This is a genomic window from Bacteroides sp. D2 (assembly GCF_025147085.1).
Classification (GTDB): domain Bacteria; phylum Bacteroidota; class Bacteroidia; order Bacteroidales; family Bacteroidaceae; genus Bacteroides.
Map to the genome: position 1 here is coordinate 1,458,545 of NZ_CP102261.1, position 22,633 is coordinate 1,481,177.

The window sequence follows — 22,633 nt, forward strand, 5'->3', positions numbered from 1 at the left end:
TGGTTATTATTGCTGTCCGGTAAAACTTATTTCTGATTAAAAATTAGGGCTGATTCCATTTGCAGGAGTCAGCCCTAAATGGTTACTTTAGCTGTTACGACACAAGTTTAAATAACCATGGGTAAAAGTACACATTTTAGCGGACAGCCGCTCTATTGTCAGGTAATAAAATTGCTTGATAAGTCAAAAGTTCTAAATCACAGTCGTTCGAACGGCGGAGAACGGTATGTGAAGCGTTTTGACGGGTGGACGCATCTGGTTGTGATGCTCTATGCTGTAATCATGCGTTTCGACTCCTTGCGTGAGATAACAGCCTCTTTACAGGCAGAGGCACGCAAATTATGTCACCTGGGTATCTCGGTGATGACATCCCGGAGCACTTTGGCGGATGCCAACAAGAGACGTCCGGAATCCGTGTTTGAGTCCATATACCGGGATTTGTACGCCACTTACCGTAATCACCTTTCTTCGGACAGCCGAAGTCACAAAGAGCCCAAATGGATGAAACGGCTGCAGATCATAGATTCCACCACCATCACCTTATTCTCCAACCTGCTTTTCAAAGGCGTAGGGCGGCATCCCAAGACCGGAAAGAAGAAAGGTGGCATAAAAGTTCACACCGTCATTCATGCTAACGAAGGTGTACCTTCCGACATTAGGTTCACCTCTGCGGCTACCAACGACTCATTCATGCTAAAGCCTTCAACCTTGAACAAAGGTGACATAATGGCTATGGACCGTGCCTATATAGACTACCAGAAGTTTGAGCAAATGACCCAAAGAGGAGTTATTTATGTAACCAAGATGAAGAAGGGATTGAAATACAGTGTCTTGAGTGATACTATGTATCAAACTCCTAAGGGGCTTATGGAGGTACGTATACAGCAGGTGACTTTCACCAAACAGCTTAAGAATGGAGAAACTATCAATCACCAGGCATGTGTAATAACGTATGCCGATGAAGAGAAGCACAAGCTCATATCCCTGCTTACCAACGACAGAGAGTCAGACCCTTCTGAAATAATCGCCATTTACCACAAACGATGGGAAATCGAGCTGCTGTTCAAGCAGATGAAGCAAAACTTCCCACTGAAATACTTTTATGGCGAAAGTGCAAATGCCATTAAGATACAAATATGGGTGACCTTGATCGCCAACCTATTACTAATGGTCATGCAGAAAGGGCTGACTCGATCATGGAGCTTCTCGGGACTGGCAACAATGGTCAGGATAACCTTGATGTACTATGTGGACTTTTACAGCCTATTCAATCATCCCGAAAGAGACTGGGAAAGCATCCTGGAAGCCGCATCCGAGTCACCTCATCAGACATCACTTTTCGATTAAGGGCCTTGCGTTAGCCTAAAAAGAAACTCGACCACTGAAAATCAGTAGCCGAGCTATGCATATTATACCTTTGCTAAGTTTTATCGGACAGCAATATATGGTTATATCTTGTCTTTCTCTTCTTTTTCTATCATCTCGTCGTAATACGTCATGCGTGCAGCACATTCCCGGATAGTCACTTCGCGCAGCACCTCTGTTCGTGCCAGCATATACTCGTATTCCTCTTTGTTAACGGTGAACAGCCGGTTGTATCGCGCTTCGATATATGCCCTGCATAATTTATCAAACGCTTTATTTTCTTCGGGAGTATTGGTCGGAAACACATTAGCAAATCCTCGTGAACAACTTCTGACCATCGCTCCCAGTACTTTCAATTCATGAGATTTAGGGCGAATACCGCTATACACAAGAGTAAACGTTTTGTAGTAACGTTCGCAGGCTTGATGTAATAAGAAAGAGCCATATTTAAAATTACCTTTTTCGTAAGCAGTATGCCCCGAATCTAGAAAACATTCTCCCATGTAGAAACATTCTTCATATTCTTCCTCTGCATATTGCTTAATCTCCCGATACGGCAACTTCTCAGGTTTACCAATCTGAAACGTACCATTGTCATACAATAGAATTCCGTCTTTTATAATTTCATAAAAGAAATAATGCTTTCTTCTTATAGCTCTATTAATGGTCACTGGAGTTTCTACAATAATATTAGGCGGTGCCGGATGCCGCTTTCCTTCCATTCTTGTATCATATTTAGGAACGATCACCTCGCGCGCATGCCTCTCTGCTTTATTTGCGTCTCTCGTATCACATATCACCAGAATATCCAAATCACTTTGGTAGTAAGTAGTTACTCCACGTTCGTCGTATGTTTCATCCCAGATGACATATTTTCCCCGCGCATAACTTCCATACAAGATAATCATACGCACATTCGTAAGATTCGACAATATCAGCTCTTGCAACACCGCCAACTCTTCTTGCGTGCGTTTGGGCAAACGTTTTATTGATCTTTTCATATTGTTAGCCTATCTGTTTTTTGCATAATGCGCTTGTAATGCGAGTGCCTTTTTTGTATTAAACCTCTTCGCATATCGGCATATCCATTCCTTTGTACACCACCACAATCTTATGAAGCTGTGTAGTGCCGACTGCTCTCTTCACCGTATCAGTGTCAGCATAGCGATTGGCTTGGTCAATAGCTTCCTGTCGCAGTTCTTCCACGCGGTTTTCGGGATCTTTATACTTGGCATACTTCAGTTCCACAATGTAGCTGTGCTTCATGTCTGAATAGATATCCAGTAGCGGACAGAGGAAAATATCGACATAACCTGCCTGTGTGTCCTGTTCGGAAATGGGACGGTAGAAACGGTTTTGTGCCGTCATGGCAAGCGTAAAGCCGTGGACAAAAAATTCACCTTTCTGCTTGTCTCGCTGGGAAGTGTAGCGTTTCAGGCAGTCGGCAATATAACCGAAATAGGCTTTCCAGTCGCCATCGTAGGCAAGAGCACTGGCAAGTTCGTTTTTTTCGTAACTACTGAAATTGAGTTCGGCTTCGTTATAGGTACTTAGCAGATAAGTGTAGATTTGTTCGCGGACTACCTGATTAGGGATGGTGAGTTTGGTCTTTCCTTTATACGTGCCGCTAATGGTGAGCATACCGAAATAGTAGAGCAGGCTCACAAAGTTGTCGGGGTTGGTGATATTGACAGCAGGAAAACCTTTTTTCAGTTCTCCGGTGACGTAGCCTTCGCTCACCAATGTCTGTATGATGGAGGCATCATGGGCAAACTCTTTGTCCTTCCGGATGAGCATACGTAATTTTTCGTAGTCGATACGGATATTGTCTTCTACCATATCCCGGGGGGCTTTGCCTCGTTGAATATAATTCTTGACGAAGTAGAGTACCATATTAGAGTTGTACATAGTGGTTTCACCATAACATTCTTCCGCAAAGCAGTAGTTGTCATACCAAGGTTTCATTATTTCTATCAATTCGTCCACACTGTGGTTGAATGGACTGGTGGTGGAATAATAAGTGAGCATTTGGCGCACTTCTTCTTCCGTGAAACCTATCATCTCGTTGAATTCCGGTGTGAGCGAGTAGTTGGTTCCGATATTGAAACCACTTGTGAGGTCGTCCATTGTCACGGGGCTTACGCCGGTGATGAAACAACGCTCGATGCTGGAATAGGTTCCGGCTTTGATTTTATTGAAAAAAGCGCGCAGATAACCTTCGCCATGTGTTTCGTCCGTATAGCGGTGCAGGCTTTCTATATCCGAGAGGATAGCATTGGTGAAATGGTCGTATTCGTCGATAAAGAGGTAAATACGTTGGTTGGTCTTATTACATTCTGTGAACAGGTATTCAAATTGTTCGACAGCTCCTTCTTTTTTGTCGAGTTCTTCCTTGATGCCTTTGGGGAGATAGTCGGCGTAAATGTCACAGAAATAGTCGAACATTGTTTGGCAATGCGCGTCCAGCCCCTTGCGATAGTTGTGCAGTTCGCCTACTATTCCGGAGAAGTTGAGGTATAGTACCAGATAGCTGTTCCGGTCGCGCGTAGGGTGCTTTCCGATGTAAAGGTCGCCAAACAGCGCTTCGAACTTATCCTTGGCAAGTATATCATAATAGTGCTGCAACATATTTACAGTGAGGCTTTTGCCGAAACGGCGCGGACGAATAAAGAAGAAAAACTTGTCCGCTTCTTCTATCATGGGTATAAACCGGGTTTTGTCCACATAATAACAGTCGTCGCGGCGGATTACTGCAAAGTTCATCATGCCGTATGGGATACGTTTTCTGTCCGGTGCTATATATTTTTCCATAACTTATACCTTATTTTAGGAGCTTTCTTTGAACATAAACAAAGGTACGGGCTTTTTGTTACTTCTCCAAACAAACATTCCATAACTTCTCGCTATCTTTGCACTCTATTAAACAAACATCACCACCATTATGGAATTGAAGCATGGATATTACCATCTGATTGCGATACTTGTAGTTGCTATCTGGGGATTGACTTTCATATCAACCAAAGTATTGATTAATCACGGACTGACCCCACAGGAGATATTCTTCTATCGTTTTCTCATTGCTTATCTGGGTATTTGGGTGATTTCTCCCAAACGTCTGTTTGCGGGTAATTGGAAAGACGAACTTTGGTTGATGGCAGGAGGTTTCTTCGGTGGTTCACTCTATTTCTTTACAGAGAATACAGCTTTGGGGATCACACAAGCATCCAATGTCGCTTTCATCATTTGCACAGCTCCCCTGCTTACTACCATTCTTTCCCTCCTCTTTTATAAGAGTGAAAAAGCCACCAAAGGTTTGATTTATGGCTCCATATTAGCTTTAATCGGGGTGGGACTGGTGGTCTTCAACGGTAGTTTTGTACTCAAATTATCTCCGGTAGGGGATTTGCTCACTTTACTTGCCGCCCTGTCGTGGGCATTTTATAGTTTGGTGATAAAGAAAATGACAGGGCGTTACCCCACAGTATTTATCACCCGCAAAATATTCTTTTATGGAGTATTAACCATACTTCCCGCCTTTCTTCTTCATCCGTTACAACCTGATTTCGATGTACTTTTAAAACCGGTTGTATTATCCAATCTCTTATTTCTGGCCGTCCTGGCATCCTTGGTTTGTTATGTCCTTTGGAATGTGGTATTGAAACAGTTGGGAACCGTTAGAGCCTCCAATTATATCTATCTCAATCCGTTGGTAACAATGGTGGCATCCATAATCATTCTTCACGAACAAATCACATGGATTACATTATTGGGAGCAGGTTGCATTATTTTTGGAGTCTATCAGGCAGAGAAAAAGTGGAAGAGTAAAACTTGTATTTAGTTTGTATTGTTATTTTTTATGTATTCGGAAGGCACATATCCGAACTCTTCCTTGAAATATTTTGCAAACTGCTTGGGAGAAAGTCCTATTTGATAAGCTATTTGGGAAACATTCAGCTGACTTTGCTCCAACAGTTGTTTTCCGCGTTTGACACGTAGTATTCGTATAAACTCAAGAGGAGATTTGCCGGTAATCATTATTAGTTTCTTATAAAGATGTCCGCGGCTCATCCCTACATAAGAACTTAGTTCTTCAACAGAAAATTCGGAATTATCCATATTTTCTTCAACTGCACGGATCGCTTTTTCTATGAGTTGTTCGTCCAGGGAACTTACGGTTATTTCACTCGGAGATATGTCAATGGTTTTGAACTTCTCGTGGTTGTTTTTCGTCCATTTTAGTATCTTTTGAATACGCAGAAGAAGTATTTCCAAATTGAATGGCTTAGTAATGTAATCGTCCGCTCCTTCTTTTAATCCGCTTAATTCATGTTCGTCGGCTGTGCGTGCCGTTAGTAGAATTACAGGGATATGAGAATAACGGATGTCTGTCTTTATTTTACGACATAGTTCCATTCCATCCATTTCGGGCATCATAACATCGCTGATGACAATCTGTATGGATTGATGGGCAAGTATTTCCAATGCCTCTTTTCCATTGGGTGCGTCAAATACTTGATAAGTGCCTTTAAGGCAGTTGATAAGAAAGTTACGAAAATCGTCATTGTCTTCAACTATTAATAGGGAAGTTTTATGAGTATCTGTTGTGTCGGACACCTCATCAACTGCTTTTTCCCGGATTTCAGCCTCGTCTTGTTTTTCATCATTGACTGCATAATTGTGGGTGACAGGAAGAGTGATGGTAAATATCGTCCCTTGAGGAATATGGTTTTCCACCGTGATTGTCCCGTGATGCATAGTGACATACTCTTTCACAATATGTAGACCGATACCGTTTCCTATATAGGTAGTGGTAGAATGTTGTTCTTGAAAAAAACGGTCGAATATTTTATCTTTATTTTCATCTTTAATGCCGATACCGGTATCGGCAACCTGTATTTGTGCGTTCTCTGTTCCATTGGCTGTTATCTTGTCCAGTGCAACGATGACTTCTCCATTCTCGTAATTGTATTTTACAGCATTGGATAAAAGGTTAAGCAGGATACGCTGTATCTTGTTACGGTCAAAATCCATATCCATTTTCGTTTCGTTTATGTGTAGACGGATGTTTATGCCTTTTTTGACGGCTTGTGGGATAAAGGAACCGCATACTTCTTTTACGAAGTCCGAAAGATTACCGTGGGAAAGCATTAACTGCGTTTTCTGTTGGTCTAATTTCCGGAAATCGAGCAATTGGTTTACTTCATTTAAAAGAGTTTCCGAATTTCGGTGTATCAGTTCCAGCTCTTCTTTTACTCCTTTCTCCAGATTAGAAGACAACAATTTTTCTAAAGGAATGATTATCAACGATAAAGGAGTGCGTAAATCATGACTGACATTCGTGAAAAAGCGCATTTTGGCTTCATCCATCTCATGTTGCTGGATTATCTCCATCTCACGCTTTTGCTGGCTAAGGTTGCGGATGTGCTTACGTTTCATTTTCAGGAAGAAGAAAATGATAACACCTGCTAGAAGTAGGGTATAGCCTATATATGCCGGAACGGACAACCAAAAAGGAGGTAAGACATGTATCGTAAGGCAACTGGCTTTACTGTTCTTATAACTGTTATTATTCTCGTATACTTTTACTTCCAATTGATAGGTTCCGGGAGAAAGCTTATTAAAGTAAATCCGGTTTCCTTCCAGTTTAACCCACTCTTCGTCCTTGTTCAGACGATAAGCATATTGTAATTTATGCAAGGAGTTGTAGTCCATGGAAGAAACCTCTAATGCAAAGTTACTGTCGGAATAGTCCATCGTTATTTCATTCAGCAATTGGATATTTTTGTTTAGTAATATACGTCCGCTACTGTTTTTGCTGCCTACTTCCATGCGCTGGTTGGCGAGGTAAAGACTGGTATATATAACCGGATGGCTTTCATGACGGTAGTTTATGAAACGTGGATTGATACGCAGATAGCCCCCAGAGCCCCCCATCAGGATTTCACCTTGTTGAGTACAAGTAATGGAATGATTGTTAAAAGCCATATTTCCTATTCCGTCTTCCTCAAAATAAGGATAACAGAGAAATTTGGACGAAGGTTCCGGTGAGTTGGTCGCTATGATGTTTGTCACGCCATGGTCGGTAGTAACCCATATGTTTTTTTCTTTATCTTCAGTGATTGCCCGTATATAATCATGAGACAATCCGTTTTTGGTAGACAAATGAATTCGTTCTTTTGTATTTTTGTTATATACATCCATACCTTTCCGGGTGCCAATCCATAAAAGCCCCCTTGTATCCTGATAAATACAGTTGATGTGTACTTCTTCAAATAAATTTGAAGCTGAATTGTTGTTTTCCAGGAGCGATATTTCTTTGGTTTCAGTGTTCATGCAATACAGTCCGCTACTGGTTCCTATATAGAGATTGATTCCGTCCGCACACGAGAATGTGGTGATACTGTTGGTGAGCATTCCGGTTTTTTCCATAGTATAAGGCGTTATATTTCCGGTATTATCCAGACAGTAGATTCCGTTCATGATGGTTCCCAACCAAATGTTCCCATATTTGTCTTCTGTGATGCAGCGGACATAATCGATAGAATATTTTTGTTCATATGTAGTTGCCACTTTGCTGAATTTTCCATTTTGCTCATAGAACGCCCCGTTGCCGTAGCTGCCGAACCAAAGCCGTCCTTTTGAATCCTTATATGAACATACAATTATATCGGAAGGGATAGCATCCTGTTTTTTCGAAATGAAAGTATAGTTGTTTTTTTTCCTGTCATAGTAAGCCAGTCCTTCCCCGTCAAATCCCAGCCATAGATTTCCGTCTTTGTCTTCCACAAGGCAACTTACATCTTCTTGCTGGGGCAACCGGCAGGTTTCAAATGTGACATTGTGCAGACTTGTGAAGGTGGCTCCCAATTTGCTTGTACCTACCCACATTATGTCCGAATGGTCTTTATAAAAACAACAGATATGATTGTTGGGCAATGAAAATGGATTGTCCACTTCTTTGCTAAGTCTCTCATATCCTTTTCCGTCCTGATGATAACTAATGTAAATGCCCTTGTTGTCCGTACCAATCCATATATTCCCTTTTCCATCGTCTATAACGGCTGTGATAAGTTCGTTGGTAATTTCTTTTTCTCCGGGAAAAGAAAACCATTCTTTGGCATTAGGGTCATAACAACATACTCCTTTGGTATGGGGGACATAAAGCCAAAGCCTGGAAAAGGTGTCTATGTACATTCGTTGTTTCCATCCGAGAGGCAGGACAATCTGCACTTCTTTGCAAAGGCTTTGCGCTCTCCAGTCGATGTGATAAATATAGCTGTCCGACAATAGTACATAAGCGTTTGACTGGTAACAGTCGATTTGCAGCACCTGGCAATTTTGAGGAAGAGATAAAGTATAAAGTTCTTTTTGCCTGAATACATAATAATAGAGGGTGGAATTGACTGTGCACCATAAATTCAGGTCTTTATCTATATATAAGTTGTCTGGAGTTCCATATATTCCGAATTGTTCCAGTATAGGAGTTATGTGATCATCAATTTCATCCTTCTCGCGATTATAGAAATAGTAAGATTTGGGAGTTTTTATCCAGATTGTGCCCGAAGCGTCTTCCGCTGTAAATTCAATGTCGTTGTTGTAGGCTCCCAGTTGTGTGGTGGTGTATGTCTTGAATTGATAGCCGTCATATCTGCTTAACCCGTTGAGAGTGGAGAACCACATAAAACCGTATCTGTCGCACAGGATAGATTGCACATAGTTGTCAGCTATACCGGATTTTACATCAAAGGTACGGAAATTAAGTCTTTCGCTAGCTTGCAACGTTAGGACAAATAGACAAAACAATGCAGATAAGAGATGTTTTTTCATATGGATTGATTCGTTTTTTGCAAAGATATGAAAATTAGGAATCGGAAATCCCTTTCCGGTCGTTTCTGATATTCCGAAATGTATCAGGATAGTAGCGCAAATGTATCAAGATACAAAAAGGACAGCCTGAAACTCATTTGGAGAAAGAGGGAGGGCTGCCCTCTCTCTATATTTGCTATCGAAATAAACTATGGATACAGGTATCAAAATAGGAAACCGGAATTAAATAACAGGATATGAAACGAAAACTATTAATAGCTGCAACTTCTTTTATGATAGCATCTTCCGTATGCGGAAAGGACTTTAATGTATTGACAAAAGACTTTCAGCCCTGGGGAAATACACAATTTGACATGGAAGGCATGAAAATAACATGGACACAGAAGTGGCAGGGTGGTGGCTGGTGGTTGGCGCAGGATTGTTCGGAATATGAATCCGCACGGATTGAGTTTCGGGAGGTTTTGCCCATGGATGTCGTGTTCATAGTCATCTATTCGGCGAAGGATGAAAGAAATGAGAAACTCAAATCTAAGGTTACAATTCCTGCCGGAAAAAAAGAGGCGGCGATTATGTTGGATATTACTTATAAGAAATCCATAGACGGTCTGGGTATCAGTGGTTCGAAACCGGGTACGGTTTGTGTGAAATCTCTGGTTTTGGAAGAAATGAAACGATAACTTTTTTATTAATCTTAATAAAACGATGTATTATGAAGAAAAATTTATTAATTGCCGTACTTTTGCTTTTAACTGTATCATCAGTGTGGGCGAAAGATTACAATGTGGAAACCAAAAAGTTTAAATCTTGGGGGGAAGCACAGTTTGATGCGGAAACAGCAACCATTACTTTTACTAAAAATTGGCAGGGAGGCGGATGGTGGCTGTCCCGCCTGGATTGCTCGGCATATGATTGTATTGTGATTGAGTTTGAGGAGGCTTTGCCTATGGATGTCATGTTTATGGCAACTTATTCCGCTAAAGATGATAAAGATCAGAAAATTAAATCCAAGGTTAAGGTTCCTGCAGGAAAAAAGAAAGCTGTTCTTGAACTGGAACCGGCATATAAAAATTCTGTTGACGGTTTGGGTATCAGTGCAACAAAAGCGGGAGTAGTCAAACTGAAATCCTTGAATCTCAAGGAGAAAAAATAGTTGCGGTGTGAAAAGAAATGGCAAATTTTAAAGGTTAACATTTAATTTGATATATATGAAAAAGAATTTTCATAAGAATATGTTGATAACAGGGGCTTGTCTGGCGTTGTTATTCGGAGGAATAGTGAACGTACGGGCTATCGCACCGGAGGAGTATGAAGCTGTACAGCAGAGTAGGACAATTAAGGGTACGGTTGTCGATAAGAATGGTGAGGCGGTCATTGGCGCCAATGTAGTGGTGAAAGGTACGTCCAAAGGTACGATAACCGATGTAGACGGTCGGTTTACGTTGAACGGTGTGCCGGAAAAGGCTGTATTGTCCGTTACTTTTGTCGGCTATAAATCGAAAGAAATAACTTTGAAAAGTGGGCAGTCCCAAATAAAGGTGGAGCTGTCGGATGACGCGGAATTATTGGATGAGGTCGTGGTAGTGGGTTATGGTACGATGAAAAAGAGGGACTTATCCGGCGCTGTGTCACAAATCAAAGGGGATGACTTGATGAGGGGAAATCCGGCGGATTTGAGCCAGGGACTTGCGGGAAAAATAGCTGGTGTGGTAGTGAATCAAAGTGACGGTGCTCCCGGTGGTGGTATCAGTATACAGATTCGTGGTACGAACTCTTTTTCTACGGATTCACAGCCTTTGTATATTGTAGATGGCGTACCTTATGACGCGGGGGGGACACCAAGCAGCGATGCCAATTCCGGAAATAATGAGTCCAATCCTCTGGCATTTATCAATCCGCATGATATACAGTCAATTGAAGTCTTGAAGGATGCGTCGGCTACGGCTATCTATGGTTCACGTGGTGCGAACGGTGTTGTATTGATTACGACCAGGCGTGGAGAACCGGGGGCGGATAAGGTGAGGTTTACTGCTAATTTCTCTTTTTCCCGGATTGCTAACCGCGTAGATGTATTGGATGCTTATCAATATGCGCTATACAGGAATGAGCAAGTAGAGAATAGTTATAAGTATCATGGAAAAGCATACACTTCTTTGCCTTATCCGGGAAAGTGGTCGTATAGCAATTCCGACAAGTCTCAAGGTAAGTACAATCCTGCACCGGAAGATTTTCTGAATCCGGGCATTTACACGGATGAGTACGGCAATGCAACGAAAGTCGGTGTGGCCGATTGGCAGGATTTGATTTATCAGGACGGTTTCTCGCAAGAATATAATATCAGTGTGTCCGGTGGCTCCAGAAACGGTAGCTGGCACTCGTTCTCGGGCAACTATCTGAAACAACAGGGTATTATCAAGGAATCTGGTTTTACACGTTATTCGATTCGTGCCAATATGGGGCGCAAGATTAAGAGTTGGCTTGATATGGGAGTGAATATCAGCTTTTCTCATACGGACACCGACTTTTCCCGGACGAACTCTAATGATTATGGAGTTATCCGTTCCGCGCTCGTGTTTCCGACTACTTATGACCCGAGTGACGATGAGACACTGAACTCGGACGAATTGAGCTGGCTGGCATCCAACCCTTATGCTTATATTAACTCGGCAAAGGATAACCTGAAGTCCAATAATGTATTTACTTCTTCTTATTTGGAAATAAAGCTGTTCCCGTTCTTGAAATTCCGTCAGAACTTGGGTATTAATTATACAAACAGGGAACGCGGCACGTATTATGGTCGCAGGACATCAGAAGGTTCCGAAGCTAATAATATAAACGGTAAGGCAGGACAGTCTACCAACTGGAGTATGGGAATTACTGCCGAGTCATTGTTTACTTTCGATAAGACATTCAAGAAAATCCACTCCGTTAATGCCGTGGGCGGTTTTACTGTCGAGAAGAGGGACTATGGAAGTAAATCGATGTCGGCTACGGGATTCCCCAGTGATTTGACTCAGGAATATGATATGAGCCTAGGTACACTTCCCGGCAAATTGAAGAGCGACCGTACGGATTCGTCATTGGCTTCATTTTTGGGGCGTATCAATTATACGTTGATGGATAAATACATCTTTACGGCATCTTATCGTGTTGACGGTTCCAGCAAATTCACGGAAAACAATAAATGGGCAAACTTCCTTTCGGGAGCTGTAGCATGGCGTTTGTCGGAAGAGAAATTTATTAAGAATCTGAATATTTTCAGTAATTTGAAGTTGCGTCTCAGCTATGGTGAGACGGGTAATCAGGGGATTGGAAGTTACCGGACTTTGCCCATGTTGAATCCTGCTAATTATCCTTTTAGTGGTGGTGCTATCAGCAGCGGTTTCGCAGAAGTGGAATGGCGTGGTCCCGTAGCGGAAGATTTGCATTGGGAGACAACTGCCCAGTATAATGCCGGATTGGATATAGGCTTCTTTAATAATCGCGTCAACCTGACTGTGGATTATTATTATAAGAAAACACGCGACTTGCTGCAGGAGGTGAAAATACCTTCCAGCACCGGTTTCTCAAGTATGATGGTGAACAGGGGATATGTGACGAATGAAGGGCTGGAGATTTCCGGGAAATTCTATGTATTGCGGAATACTCCTTTGAAGTGGGACATCGACGCCAATATATCTTTCAATAAAAATAAAGTTGGCGGACTTGATTCTGACCAGTTTTCCGCAAGACTATGGTATAAAGCGGATGATGTATTCTTGCAGCGTAACGGCTATCCTATCGGAACAATTTTCGGGTACGTAGAAGATGGTTTCTATAATAATCTGGCTGAAGTCATGGCTTCCCCGGATCCAAGTGTCCGTGCGAAAGGAAAGAGTATGATAGGAGAAATAAAGTACCGGAATTTTGACGATGACCCTGCCATAACGAATGCAGACAGGGTAGTGATTGGTGATACGAACCCTGACTATGTATATGGTATAACCAATAATTTCCGGTGGAAGAATTTCACTTTGAGTTTTTTCCTGCAAGGAAGCCAGGGAAATGATATTTTTAATGGTAACCTGATGGAAGTAAAGATGGGCAATACGGCTAATATTCCTGTAGATGCTTATAATACTCGTTGGACAGAAGCAAATAGGGCTTCTGCCAAATGGCCTAAAGCGGTGAATAGTTATGAACGGACTATGTTAATTTCAAATCGCTACGTGGAAGACGGCTCTTATTTGAAGTTGAAGAATCTTAGTATCGGTTATACATGGAGACCTAAGTTTAAAGGTATCAGTTCTATCAATATTTATGGAAATGCTACCAACTTGTTTACCATTACCGGATATAGTTGGTTTGACCCTGAAGTAAACGCCTTCGGTTCTGATACTTCCCGGCGTGGTGTGGATATATATTCTTATCCGAGCAGCCGTACATTCTCATTAGGACTAAAAGTCGATTTTTAAACTGACCATTAAGATATAGAATTATGAAATTATATAAATTGTATGTTGTTTTAAGTCTTTGGGCAACGGGCAGTCTGGGACTGGCTTCTTGCAGTGACTTTTTGAAGGAGGAACCTTATGCTTTTGTCGGTCCCGACCAGTTGGGCAATGATAATGCGGCTGTAGATTTATGGCTGACCGGAGTATATAGTAAATGGGGAAACAATATGTTCCGTTATAGTAGTTTTCCACGTTGCCTGGAACTTGATTCCGATTATATAACCGGGCCGGACTGGGCTTTCAGTAATTTGGGAGCGGGAAACTTTCAGGCGGACGAGTATGCGACTTCTATTTGGACGGGTTGTTATAATTTGATTCATCGGGCAAACGTAGCCATACATTATGTAAATGAAATAACCGGTGCGGATGAGAAAGTAAAACGGAATGCGTTGGGAGAACTTTATTTTCAGAAAGCATTCTCTTATTTCTTGCTGACCCGTGCATATGGTGAAATTCCGTTGTTTGATGTCGCTATCAGTGAAGGAGCCAGCTATAACCAGCCTCGTCGTCCTATTCCTGATGTGTATGCGGAGATTATACGTTTGTTAGAGCAGGCAGCCGGTATGATGTATAAAAATACGGATGCCGAATATCAAAAGGGACATGTCGCTGCGGGCACTGCGATTGGCCTGCTGGCAAAAGTGTATGCCACTATGGGGGCGGGTGCGCTTCCGGCAGGAGAAAAGATGATTGTGAAGTCCGGTCCTTCCTATAGTTATAATGCAGGAACGAAAATATTGACTAATCCGGTTTCGAATACATTCGAGAAGACACAGGTGGCAGGTTATGAATCGCTTAACTGGAAAGACTGTTATGAGAAAGCGGCGTATTATGCAGGTATTATAATGGGGAGGAATCCTGATGTGAGTTATGGGACTTACAGACTGTTGTCTTTTGATGAATTGTGGAAGAAAAGCGGTTTTGATGAAAGTGAACATATGTTTTCCGTACGGACAAGGAGTGCTGACGAAGAGTATGGTAACGGAGTACATCAATGGTACTGCGGCATGCAGGATGCCGGAGGGGTATTGCAGAAAGGCCCTTGGGTAGGCAATCGTTTTCATTGGTATTGCTTGTTTGATAACGAGGATTACCGTATAACGAAAGGAGTCAAGCATCGCTTCCAGTATGACAGTCAGGTGAAGAATGGCAGGGGATATTATTATCCGGGAACCCCGGAATATAAGTTGATGGCTACCGGTAAGAATATGGACGACGTGAAAGTGCAGGAACCTGTAGCGCCATTCAATGACGGACTCACCTATACGAACAGCATATCATCTAATTGCCTCGCCTTTACAACTAAATATGCCGATGTGACAGACCCCACGATTGGCCGTACGGATGCTTATTGGCCATTCTTGCGTTATGCTGATATTGTATTGATTTACGCAGAGGCACAATGCGAATTGAATGACGGGATTTCACAGGATGCGATTGATGCTTTGAATGATATTCGTATCCGTTCGAATGCCAAAGAGGCTTCTGTAACCGGAGACGGTGCTATTGAAACGAAAGTGGAGTTACGTTCGGTCATTTTTGAGGAACGTGCAAAGGAACTGGCTTATGAAGGTGACCGTCGTTGGGATTTGCTCCGTTGGGGAATATATTTGGACGTAATGAATTCTTTGGGTGGAATCAATGAAGATGGTACGCGTACTCCTTATGACGAGGGAAGTATTAACAAACGTCGTGAATTCCGTCACTTGCTGTATCCGTTGCCATCGTTGGAAGTTTCTACCAATATGGCTATTGATAAAAATAATCCGGGCTGGAACTAAGCCGTATGTTCAACCCAATAATTTATGAATAATATGAAGACTTTGAATAGAATATTGATAGGGACAGTGTTGTTGGCAACTCTGTTCTCTTGTCAGGATGTTGTAACTTATAATGATGGTTATGATGATGGCATGAACTCATTTGGAGCACCCGATGTGCAGGGCATCTATTCTCCGGATGATACGGATTTACAGGTTCCGCTGACCAAAGGGGGATTTGGTGAAATGATTGTGTTGGTCGGGGAGAACTTGAGCAATGTGACGAAAATTACTTTCAATAATATGGAAGTGGATTTGTCGGAAGTGTATGCGACGTCAAAAAAGGCGTGTTTCCCTTTACCGGGGGATATGCCTGAAGAAATCACGAACAAATTATATTATGAAACAGAGCGGGGGAATACGACTTGTGAATTCAAACTGGATGTCCCTGTGATGGAAATAAACGGTCTGTATAATGAATTTGCTTTGCCCGGCACGTCCTTACAGATAAAGGGCAAATATTTTGAATTATATGGATTTGGCAAGAATTCGTCATCTGTCATCAAGTTTGGCGATACGGAACTGGAGATAGAAAGCGTGACAGACCAGGTGATTACTGCCAAACTTCCGGGGGATATTCCGGATAACTCGATGATTGTAGTGGAATGGAATGGTACAGAAGGACATTGCTCTTATCAATTACCTTATCGGCAAACGGACAATCTTGTTTGGGACTTGGCTAATCCTTCGGATTATGGTATTTGGGGCGGTAAGGATTTTATAACCGATGGTTCCAATACAGGAGACCCTGTAGCTTTGGCCGGTTCTTTTTTCCGGGTAAAAGGCACTTATAAGGCTTGGAGTTATACAGGATTGCCTTCCGGCAGTATTATATTAGATGAGGAAGTTGCCGCTAATCCTTCTGACTACCTGTTCAAATTTGAAGTTAATTCGGCTTCGGATTATCCGTTCTATGACATTACGTCGAAGACAGGCGGTTATCTGATTAAGCTGAATGGCGGTAATTACCAGTGGAAATATTCATTAGATGAGAATATGAATACATTTGGAGAATGGTATACTGTAACTCTGGAACTTGAAAATGTAGCTACTGCCGGATTGGTTTCCGGAAAAATAGCTTTAACTTTGGCAATGCAACCTAATGTAGAATGGAATGTAGACCATAGTTTTGCCAATATCCGTATTGAAAAGAAGATAGGACAGTAATTCGATAGTGAGTTTGCACTTAACTGATAAATAGAAGTAGAATGATAAAAAGAATTTGTTTTTTATTGAGTCTTTTGATGTGTGGCGTCCTTTATGCCCAGGATATTACGTATCGTACTGTAAAGGATTTGTCATATAGTTCTTCAAAAGACCCTTATGCAACGGAGCGTTGCAAGCTGGATGTTTATTATCCGGAAAATAAGACCGGATGTCCTGTGGTAGTTTGGTTTCATGGCGGGGGGCTTACCCAAGGCAATAAATCAATACCGGGCAGGCTGAAGAAAAATGGAATGGTGGTTATTGCCGTAAATTATCGCCTACTTCCGAAGGTGGCTATTTCCGAATGTCTGGATGATGCCGCTGCTTCTGTTGCGTGGGCTTTCCGGGAAGTGGAAAAATATGGGGGTGATAAGAATAAGATATTTATATCCGGCCATTCTGCAGGCGGCTATCTGACGGCTATGGTCGGTCTGGATAAAAGATGGTTGAAAAAATATGATATAGATGCTGATTCTATTGCCGGATTGATACCTTTCAGCGGGCAGGTGATTAGTCATTTTTCTTATCGGAAGATGAATGGCATAGATAATCTTCAGCCTACTGTTGATGAATTTGCTCCTTTGTTTCATGTTCGCAAGGATGCTCCGCCTTTGGTTCTCATTACAGGCGACCGGGAATTGGAACTTTTCGGACGTTATGAAGAGAATGCGTATATGTGGCGGATGATGAAATTGGTCGGGCACAAAGAAACATTCCTTTATGAAATCGGGGGTCATGGCCATGGCCCTATGGGCGATCCGGCATTCTATATCTTGAAGCAGCATATAAAGAGGATATTAGGAGAGCCTGAAAAATAATTCAAAATAAGACGGCATCCGTTAGTTAGAACGGAACTGCTTGACGAAATCCCTGGCAATGTTTATTTTGTCAGGGATTCTTTTTTCCCCGAATGTATCTGAATACTGTTCCAAATGTATCATGTGACAAATAGGATAGTGTGAAAACCATTTGGGAGCCATATTTCATGTGCACATCTCTACTTTTGCTTTCGGAAAGATAATTCTTTATTACCTACATTAAACTTAAAAATATTACAATGAAAAAAAGTAGACCGACCATTGGTATAGTGAAATCCCGAGTGTTCCTGACAGGGACTGCGTTCGTACTTATGGCATGTTCGTCGGGAGAAGAATTTGCCGGGCATTCGGGCAAAGGAGAGGAACCTGTTATTACACCTGTCCTTTGTACTTCCGGTGCTTCGGAGCAAGCGGTGAAAGTATATGATTTCTTAAGGGAGAACAGGAATAAGAAAACACTGTCCGGAACAATGGCATGCCCGAGTTGGAATGTCAATGAGGCGGAATGGGTATATCAGCATACAGGCAAGTATCCGGCTATTGCTTTTTTTGACTATCTCTCTTTGGAGTATTCCCCTTGTTCGTGGATTGATTATTCGAAAACGAAAATAGTGGAAGACTGGTGGAACAAGAACGGGCTTGTGGGTGCGGGCTGGCATTGGAGAGTGCCATGTGTCCAAGGAAGTGCCGAACGGCACTATACTCCGGGGGACGGTTCTGTAGATCCGGGTACGGGAAAAAGGACGACGACTGTTTTCAGTGCTGCTAACGCTACAAAGGAGGGCACTTGGGAAAACGAAGTCGTCAAGGCCGATTTGAAGAAGCTGGCGGGCTATTTGAAGTTGCTTCGCGATAAGAGAATTCCTGTAATATGGCGTCCTTTGCATGAGGCTGCCGGTAATATCTATAATTATAAGAATGGAAAAGCCTGGTTTTGGTGGGGAAATGACGGGGCGGAAGCGTACAAGAAACTATGGATTTATATTTTCAATTATTTTAAGAAAGAAGGAATCAACAATCTGATTTGGGTATGGACTACACAAACTAAGGATAGCGAGTTTTATCCGGGGGATGAATACGTCGATATGGTGGGGCGTGATATGTATCCTGCAAAGGATGAGTACACTACTGGGGAATACTGTTTCAGGCAGTACGGTACGATAACTGCTTCTTGTCCGGGTAAGCTGGTGGCATTGAGCGAATGTGGAAATGGCGAACAAAGCGGGAAAGTGTATCATCTTGCCCGGATATCCGCCCAGTGGGAGGCAGGGGCAAAATGGACATACTTTATGCCGTGGTATGATTACAGCCGTACGAAAGAATTGGATTCGGAAGCTTTTACTGCGACATCCCATAGGTATGCAGATAAGGATTGGTGGGTGGATGCAATGTCACAGGATTATGTAATCACCCGCGATCAATTACCCTCTTTTAAATAATACTTAATAGCTTGAAGATGAAAAATAAACTAGTTATGGCAGGCGTTTTCCTGCTTGCTTTAGGAATGGGCGGATGTGTGATAAGAGAGCAACAGTCTGCTTCGAAAACTGCGGAGACGGAGGCATTGTTGGATAAGTTAATCCGCTTGCCGAAGAAAGGATTCATGTTTGGTCATCAGGATGATCCGGTATATGGTATCCGGTGGGATGGAGACGAGAACCGTAGTGATGTCAAAAGTGTGTGTGGCGATTATCCGGCAGTGATGGCTTTTGACCTGGGGCGTATTGAAAGGGGAGGAGAGAAGAACTTGGATGATGTTCTTTTCGAACGGATACGAGCAGAGATTATAGCACACTATAACAGGGGTGGTGTTTGCTCTCTTAGCTGGCATGTGGATAACCCTGTGACGGGAGAAGCGTCTTGGGATGTGAGTGATTCAACGGCAGTTGCTTCCGTCCTTCCCGGAGGAGAGAATCATGGGAAGTTTCTTGGATGGCTGGATAGGGTAGCAGATTTTATGAATTCGCTTGTCACGAAGGAAGGAGTTAAAATACCGGTGATTTTCCGTCCCTGGCATGAACATACGGGGAGCTGGTTTTGGTGGGGACAAAATCTTTGTTCTGCCGAAGAATATAAGTCGTTGTGGAAAATGACTTATGATTATCTACAGGAAAAGGGAGTGAATCATTTGCTATATGCTTATTCTCCGGGTAGTGAGCCCGATAATGTGAATGAATATCTGGAACGCTATCCGGGTGATGGCATGGTAGACTTGTTCGGGTTTGACACTTATCAGTTTGAGCGTGAAAAATATGTGGATACTATGGAGAAGTCATTGACGATTCTTACGGAAGCCGGAAGGTTGCATAATAAACCGGTTGCAGTGACGGAGACTGGATATGAAGCTATCCCGGATTCCACCTGGTGGACGGAAACCTTGTTTCCTATAGTTGACAAGTATCCTGTCAGCTATGTATTGGTGTGGCGGAATGCCCGCGAAAAGGAAGCGCATTATTATGCCCCGTATCCGGGACAAATATCTGCACTTGATTTTGTGGAGTTTTATAAGCATCCTAAAACCATTTTTGTGTCTGATTTGAAATGAAATTAAAATACTAAATAGATGAAAACATTTAAAGAAAAAATCCGCGACTTATTTGATGATTACGAGAAACTGGTAACTCGTAAGAATATACCAGTTGAAGGTGGAAATGGAATTTTCACACGTTATCAATATCCTGTTCTGACTGCTGCCCATACCCCTGTGTTTTGGCGCTATGACTTGGACGAAAAGACAAATCCTTTCTTGATGGAACGTATCGGCATGAATGCTACGTTGAACTCGGGAGCTATCAAATGGAACGGTAAATATTTGCTGGTGGTGCGTGTTGAAGGAGCGGATCGTAAATCTTTCTTTGCAGTGGCTGAAAGTCCTGACGGTATAGATAATTTCCGTTTTTGGGATTATCCCGTGACTATGCCTGAAGACATTATTCCTGCGACAAATATTTATGATATGCGCTTGACGGTTCATGAGGACGGGTGGATTTATGGTATTTTCTGTGCCGAACGTCACGATGATACGGCACCTGCGGGGGATCTTTCTTCGGCTACCGCTACAGCGGCTATTGCCCGTACCAAGGATTTGAAGACTTGGGAGCGTTTGCCGGATCTGAAAACGAGGAGCCAGCAACGGAATGTAGTTCTTCATCCTGAATTTGTGGATGGAAAGTATGCGTTGTATACCCGTCCGCAGGACGGTTTTATAGATGCCGGAAGTGGCGGTGGTATCGGTTGGGCATTGGTAGATGATATTACTTGTGCGGAAGTAAAGGAAGAGACTATAATCGACCGGCGTTATTACCATACGATCAAAGAGGTAAAAAATGGTGAAGGCCCTCATCCTATTAAGACATCGAAGGGATGGTTGCACTTGGCGCATGGTGTACGTGGGTGTGCAGCCGGTTTGCGTTATGTGTTGTATATGTATATGACTTCTCTGGAAGATCCGGCGAAAGTGATTGCTTCTCCTGCAGGCTTCTTTATGGCGCCGGAAGGAGAAGAGCGTATCGGAGATGTTTCTAATGTATTGTTTGCCAATGGCTGGATAGCTGATGAAGACGGTACGGTTTTTATTTACTATGCTTCTTCTGACACCCGTATGCATGTGGCGACTTCTACAATAGACCGGTTGGTCGATTATTGTATGAATACACCTGTGGACGGTCTTTTTACTTCTGCTTCAGTGGAGACGCTGAAGAAACAGATTGATAAGAATCTGAAACTGATGCATACTTTATGATAGGGCTCAGGGAAAAGATAGGCTATGGTTTCGGTGATATGGCTTCGTCCATGTTCTGGAAATTGTTTGGCTCTTATTTGATGATATTTTATACGGATGTGTTTGGCATGCCTGCAGCAGTGGTGGGTACGATGTTTCTCATCACTCGTGTTTGGGATTCGGCGTTCGATCCTATAATCGGGATTATTGCCGACCGGACGCAATCGCGGTGGGGAAAGTTCCGTCCTTATCTGTTGTATCTGGCTGTTCCGTTCGCCGTGATTGGTGTGCTGACTTTTACAACTCCCGGTTTCAGTGATGACGGGAAAGTTATATATGCGTATTTTACATATTCGTTAATGATGATGGTGTATTCAGCTATCAATGTACCTTATGCTTCGTTGTTGGGAGTGATGAGTCCGGAACCGAAAGACCGGAACATGCTTTCTACGTATCGTATGACTTTCGCTTACATCGGAAGTTTTATAGCATTACTTCTGTTCATGCCGATGGTGAACCGGTTCAGTATGGGACACGACGAGCAGCATGGTTGGATGATGAGCGTCATTGTAATTGCAGTGTTGTGTACGTTGCTGTTTTATGGTTGCTTTGCATGGACTGCTGAACGGGTAAAACCTATTAAAGAGCAGCAGAATTCCTTGAAAAGTGACTTGCAGGATTTGCTTCATAACCGTCCCTGGTGGATTCTGTTGGGAGCCGGTGTAGCTGCATTGGTCTTTAATTCTATTCGTGACGGGGCAACGGTTTATTATTTTAAGTATTATGTCATAGAAGAAGAATATGCTTCCGTTTCTTTATTTGGAATTTCCTTTGTATTGAGCGGGCTTTATTTGGCTGTCGGGCAAGCCGCCAATATTGTCGGAGTGGTGTTGGCAGCTCCATTGAGCAATCGTATCGGCAAAAAAAAGACATATATGTGGGCTATGTCGATAGCGACGGTACTTTCAGTAATTTTCTACTGGTTTGATAAAGAGCAACTGATGTTGATGTTTATTTTTCAGGTGTTGATAAGTATTTGTGCGGGTAGTATCTTTCCGCTTCTATGGTCGATGTATGCAGATTGTGCTGATTATTCGGAACTTAAAACGGGTAACCGAGCTACGGGACTTATCTTCTCTTCTTCTTCCATGAGTCAGAAATTTGGCTGGGCTATCGGAAGCGCCGTTACGGGCTGGTTGCTGGCTTTTTTCGGTTTTGAGGCTAATGCGGTGCAGAGTGAGGAAGCTATTCATGGAATAAGGATGTTTCTGAGCTGGCTACCGGCTATGGGTACGGTGCTGAGTGTCATCTTTATCAGCCTTTATCCGCTTTCTGAAAAAGAAATGAGAAAAATCACTAACCAATTGAATGATAAAAGAAAATGAT

Annotated in this window: 15 protein-coding genes; 12 read left to right on the forward strand and 3 right to left on the reverse strand. The window is 42.6% G+C overall.

Translation table 11 applies throughout. The features are described 5' to 3' along the window. Nucleotides 1–117: 117 nt before the first annotated feature. Complete coding sequence (locus NQ505_RS05115) at nucleotides 118–1,347, forward strand: IS4 family transposase (protein ID WP_008997892.1); 1,230 nt, start codon at nucleotides 118–120, stop codon at nucleotides 1,345–1,347. Between the two features lie 101 nt (nucleotides 1,348–1,448). Here the strand turns inward: NQ505_RS05115 and NQ505_RS05120 are convergent, their stop codons facing one another. Continuing rightward, entirely contained in the window at nucleotides 1,449–2,366 is a 918-nt protein-coding gene (locus NQ505_RS05120; protein ID WP_008646918.1) for a HEPN domain-containing protein, read from the reverse strand. Between the two features lie 58 nt (nucleotides 2,367–2,424). Further along, nucleotides 2,425–4,176, reverse strand: coding sequence for an AAA family ATPase (locus NQ505_RS05125; RefSeq protein ID WP_004324127.1), 1,752 nt, complete (start codon nucleotides 4,174–4,176; stop codon nucleotides 2,425–2,427). A gap of 130 nt (nucleotides 4,177–4,306) precedes the next feature. Here NQ505_RS05125 and NQ505_RS05130 point away from each other — a divergent pair, with 130 nt between their 5' ends. After that, nucleotides 4,307–5,203 carry a DMT family transporter gene (locus tag NQ505_RS05130; protein ID WP_004324126.1) on the forward strand — a complete coding sequence of 299 codons (897 nt, stop codon included), beginning with the start codon at nucleotides 4,307–4,309 and terminating at the stop codon, nucleotides 5,201–5,203. Here the strand turns inward: NQ505_RS05130 and NQ505_RS05135 are convergent. Next, nucleotides 5,200–9,192 carry a hybrid sensor histidine kinase/response regulator transcription factor gene (locus NQ505_RS05135; protein WP_004324125.1) on the reverse strand — a complete coding sequence of 1,331 codons (3,993 nt, stop codon included), beginning with the start codon at nucleotides 9,190–9,192 and terminating at the stop codon, nucleotides 5,200–5,202. The genes NQ505_RS05130 and NQ505_RS05135 overlap by 4 nt on opposite strands. 236 nt (nucleotides 9,193–9,428) lie before the next feature. Here NQ505_RS05135 and NQ505_RS05140 point away from each other — a divergent pair, with 236 nt between their 5' ends. From NQ505_RS05140 to NQ505_RS05185, 10 genes are all read left to right on the forward strand, one after another. Beyond that, a complete protein-coding gene (locus NQ505_RS05140; RefSeq protein WP_004324123.1) occupies nucleotides 9,429–9,869 on the forward strand; it encodes a hypothetical protein in 441 nt (146 codons plus the stop codon). A 32-nt stretch (nucleotides 9,870–9,901) separates the two neighbouring features. After that, nucleotides 9,902–10,342: a hypothetical protein gene (locus tag NQ505_RS05145; RefSeq protein ID WP_004324120.1), complete on the forward strand. Its 441-nt coding sequence runs from the start codon at nucleotides 9,902–9,904 to the stop codon at nucleotides 10,340–10,342. 55 nt (nucleotides 10,343–10,397) lie between these two features. Next, entirely contained in the window at nucleotides 10,398–13,643 is a 3,246-nt protein-coding gene (locus tag NQ505_RS05150; RefSeq protein WP_004324119.1) for a SusC/RagA family TonB-linked outer membrane protein, read from the forward strand. A 23-nt stretch (nucleotides 13,644–13,666) separates the two neighbouring features. Beyond that, a complete protein-coding gene (locus NQ505_RS05155) occupies nucleotides 13,667–15,463 on the forward strand; it encodes a RagB/SusD family nutrient uptake outer membrane protein (RefSeq protein ID WP_004324117.1) in 1,797 nt (598 codons plus the stop codon). A 24-nt stretch (nucleotides 15,464–15,487) separates the two neighbouring features. Continuing rightward, on the forward strand, nucleotides 15,488–16,669 hold the full coding sequence (locus tag NQ505_RS05160) for a glycan-binding surface protein (RefSeq protein WP_229036687.1): 1,182 nt from the start codon (nucleotides 15,488–15,490) through the stop codon (nucleotides 16,667–16,669). Nucleotides 16,670–16,710: 41 nt separating this feature from the next. Further along, nucleotides 16,711–17,526 (forward strand): alpha/beta hydrolase, encoded by an 816-nt coding sequence (locus NQ505_RS05165; protein ID WP_032848394.1) that lies wholly within the window; start codon nucleotides 16,711–16,713, stop codon nucleotides 17,524–17,526. Nucleotides 17,527–17,765: 239 nt separating this feature from the next. Continuing rightward, the gene (locus tag NQ505_RS05170; protein WP_004324111.1) at nucleotides 17,766–18,965 is read left to right on the forward strand and encodes a glycosyl hydrolase; all 1,200 of its coding nucleotides are present in this window, start codon (nucleotides 17,766–17,768) and stop codon (nucleotides 18,963–18,965) included. 35 nt (nucleotides 18,966–19,000) lie between these two features. After that, on the forward strand, nucleotides 19,001–20,071 hold the full coding sequence (locus tag NQ505_RS05175) for a glycoside hydrolase family 26 protein (RefSeq protein WP_009001316.1): 1,071 nt from the start codon (nucleotides 19,001–19,003) through the stop codon (nucleotides 20,069–20,071). 18 nt (nucleotides 20,072–20,089) lie between these two features. Continuing rightward, the gene (locus tag NQ505_RS05180) at nucleotides 20,090–21,268 is read left to right on the forward strand and encodes a glycosidase (RefSeq protein WP_009001315.1); all 1,179 of its coding nucleotides are present in this window, start codon (nucleotides 20,090–20,092) and stop codon (nucleotides 21,266–21,268) included. Further along, nucleotides 21,265–22,632, forward strand: a complete 1,368-nt coding sequence (locus NQ505_RS05185; protein WP_009001314.1) for an MFS transporter — start codon at nucleotides 21,265–21,267, stop codon at nucleotides 22,630–22,632. The genes NQ505_RS05180 and NQ505_RS05185 overlap by 4 nt, the downstream gene beginning before the upstream one ends. Nucleotide 22,633 lies beyond the last annotated feature (1 nt).

What these genes read in the sequence shown, in the direction of transcription:
- NQ505_RS05140 (WP_004324123.1), top strand. Translation starts at nt 9,429, where the DNA reads ATGAAACGAAAACTATTAATAGCTGCAACTTCTTTTATGATAGCATCT.
- NQ505_RS05165 (WP_032848394.1), top strand. Translation starts at nt 16,711, where the DNA reads ATGATAAAAAGAATTTGTTTTTTATTGAGTCTTTTGATGTGTGGCGTC.
- NQ505_RS05145 (WP_004324120.1), top strand. Translation starts at nt 9,902, where the DNA reads ATGAAGAAAAATTTATTAATTGCCGTACTTTTGCTTTTAACTGTATCA.
- NQ505_RS05170 (WP_004324111.1), top strand. Translation starts at nt 17,766, where the DNA reads ATGAAAAAAAGTAGACCGACCATTGGTATAGTGAAATCCCGAGTGTTC.
- NQ505_RS05115 (WP_008997892.1), top strand. Translation starts at nt 118, where the DNA reads ATGGGTAAAAGTACACATTTTAGCGGACAGCCGCTCTATTGTCAGGTA.
- NQ505_RS05120 (WP_008646918.1), bottom strand. Translation starts at nt 2,366, where the DNA reads ATGAAAAGATCAATAAAACGTTTGCCCAAACGCACGCAAGAAGAGTTG.
- NQ505_RS05150 (WP_004324119.1), top strand. Translation starts at nt 10,398, where the DNA reads ATGAAAAAGAATTTTCATAAGAATATGTTGATAACAGGGGCTTGTCTG.
- NQ505_RS05125 (WP_004324127.1), bottom strand. Translation starts at nt 4,176, where the DNA reads ATGGAAAAATATATAGCACCGGACAGAAAACGTATCCCATACGGCATG.
- NQ505_RS05160 (WP_229036687.1), top strand. Translation starts at nt 15,488, where the DNA reads ATGAATAATATGAAGACTTTGAATAGAATATTGATAGGGACAGTGTTG.
- NQ505_RS05155 (WP_004324117.1), top strand. Translation starts at nt 13,667, where the DNA reads ATGAAATTATATAAATTGTATGTTGTTTTAAGTCTTTGGGCAACGGGC.
- NQ505_RS05185 (WP_009001314.1), top strand. Translation starts at nt 21,265, where the DNA reads ATGATAGGGCTCAGGGAAAAGATAGGCTATGGTTTCGGTGATATGGCT.
- NQ505_RS05175 (WP_009001316.1), top strand. Translation starts at nt 19,001, where the DNA reads ATGGCAGGCGTTTTCCTGCTTGCTTTAGGAATGGGCGGATGTGTGATA.
- NQ505_RS05135 (WP_004324125.1), bottom strand. Translation starts at nt 9,192, where the DNA reads ATGAAAAAACATCTCTTATCTGCATTGTTTTGTCTATTTGTCCTAACG.
- NQ505_RS05180 (WP_009001315.1), top strand. Translation starts at nt 20,090, where the DNA reads ATGAAAACATTTAAAGAAAAAATCCGCGACTTATTTGATGATTACGAG.
- NQ505_RS05130 (WP_004324126.1), top strand. Translation starts at nt 4,307, where the DNA reads ATGGAATTGAAGCATGGATATTACCATCTGATTGCGATACTTGTAGTT.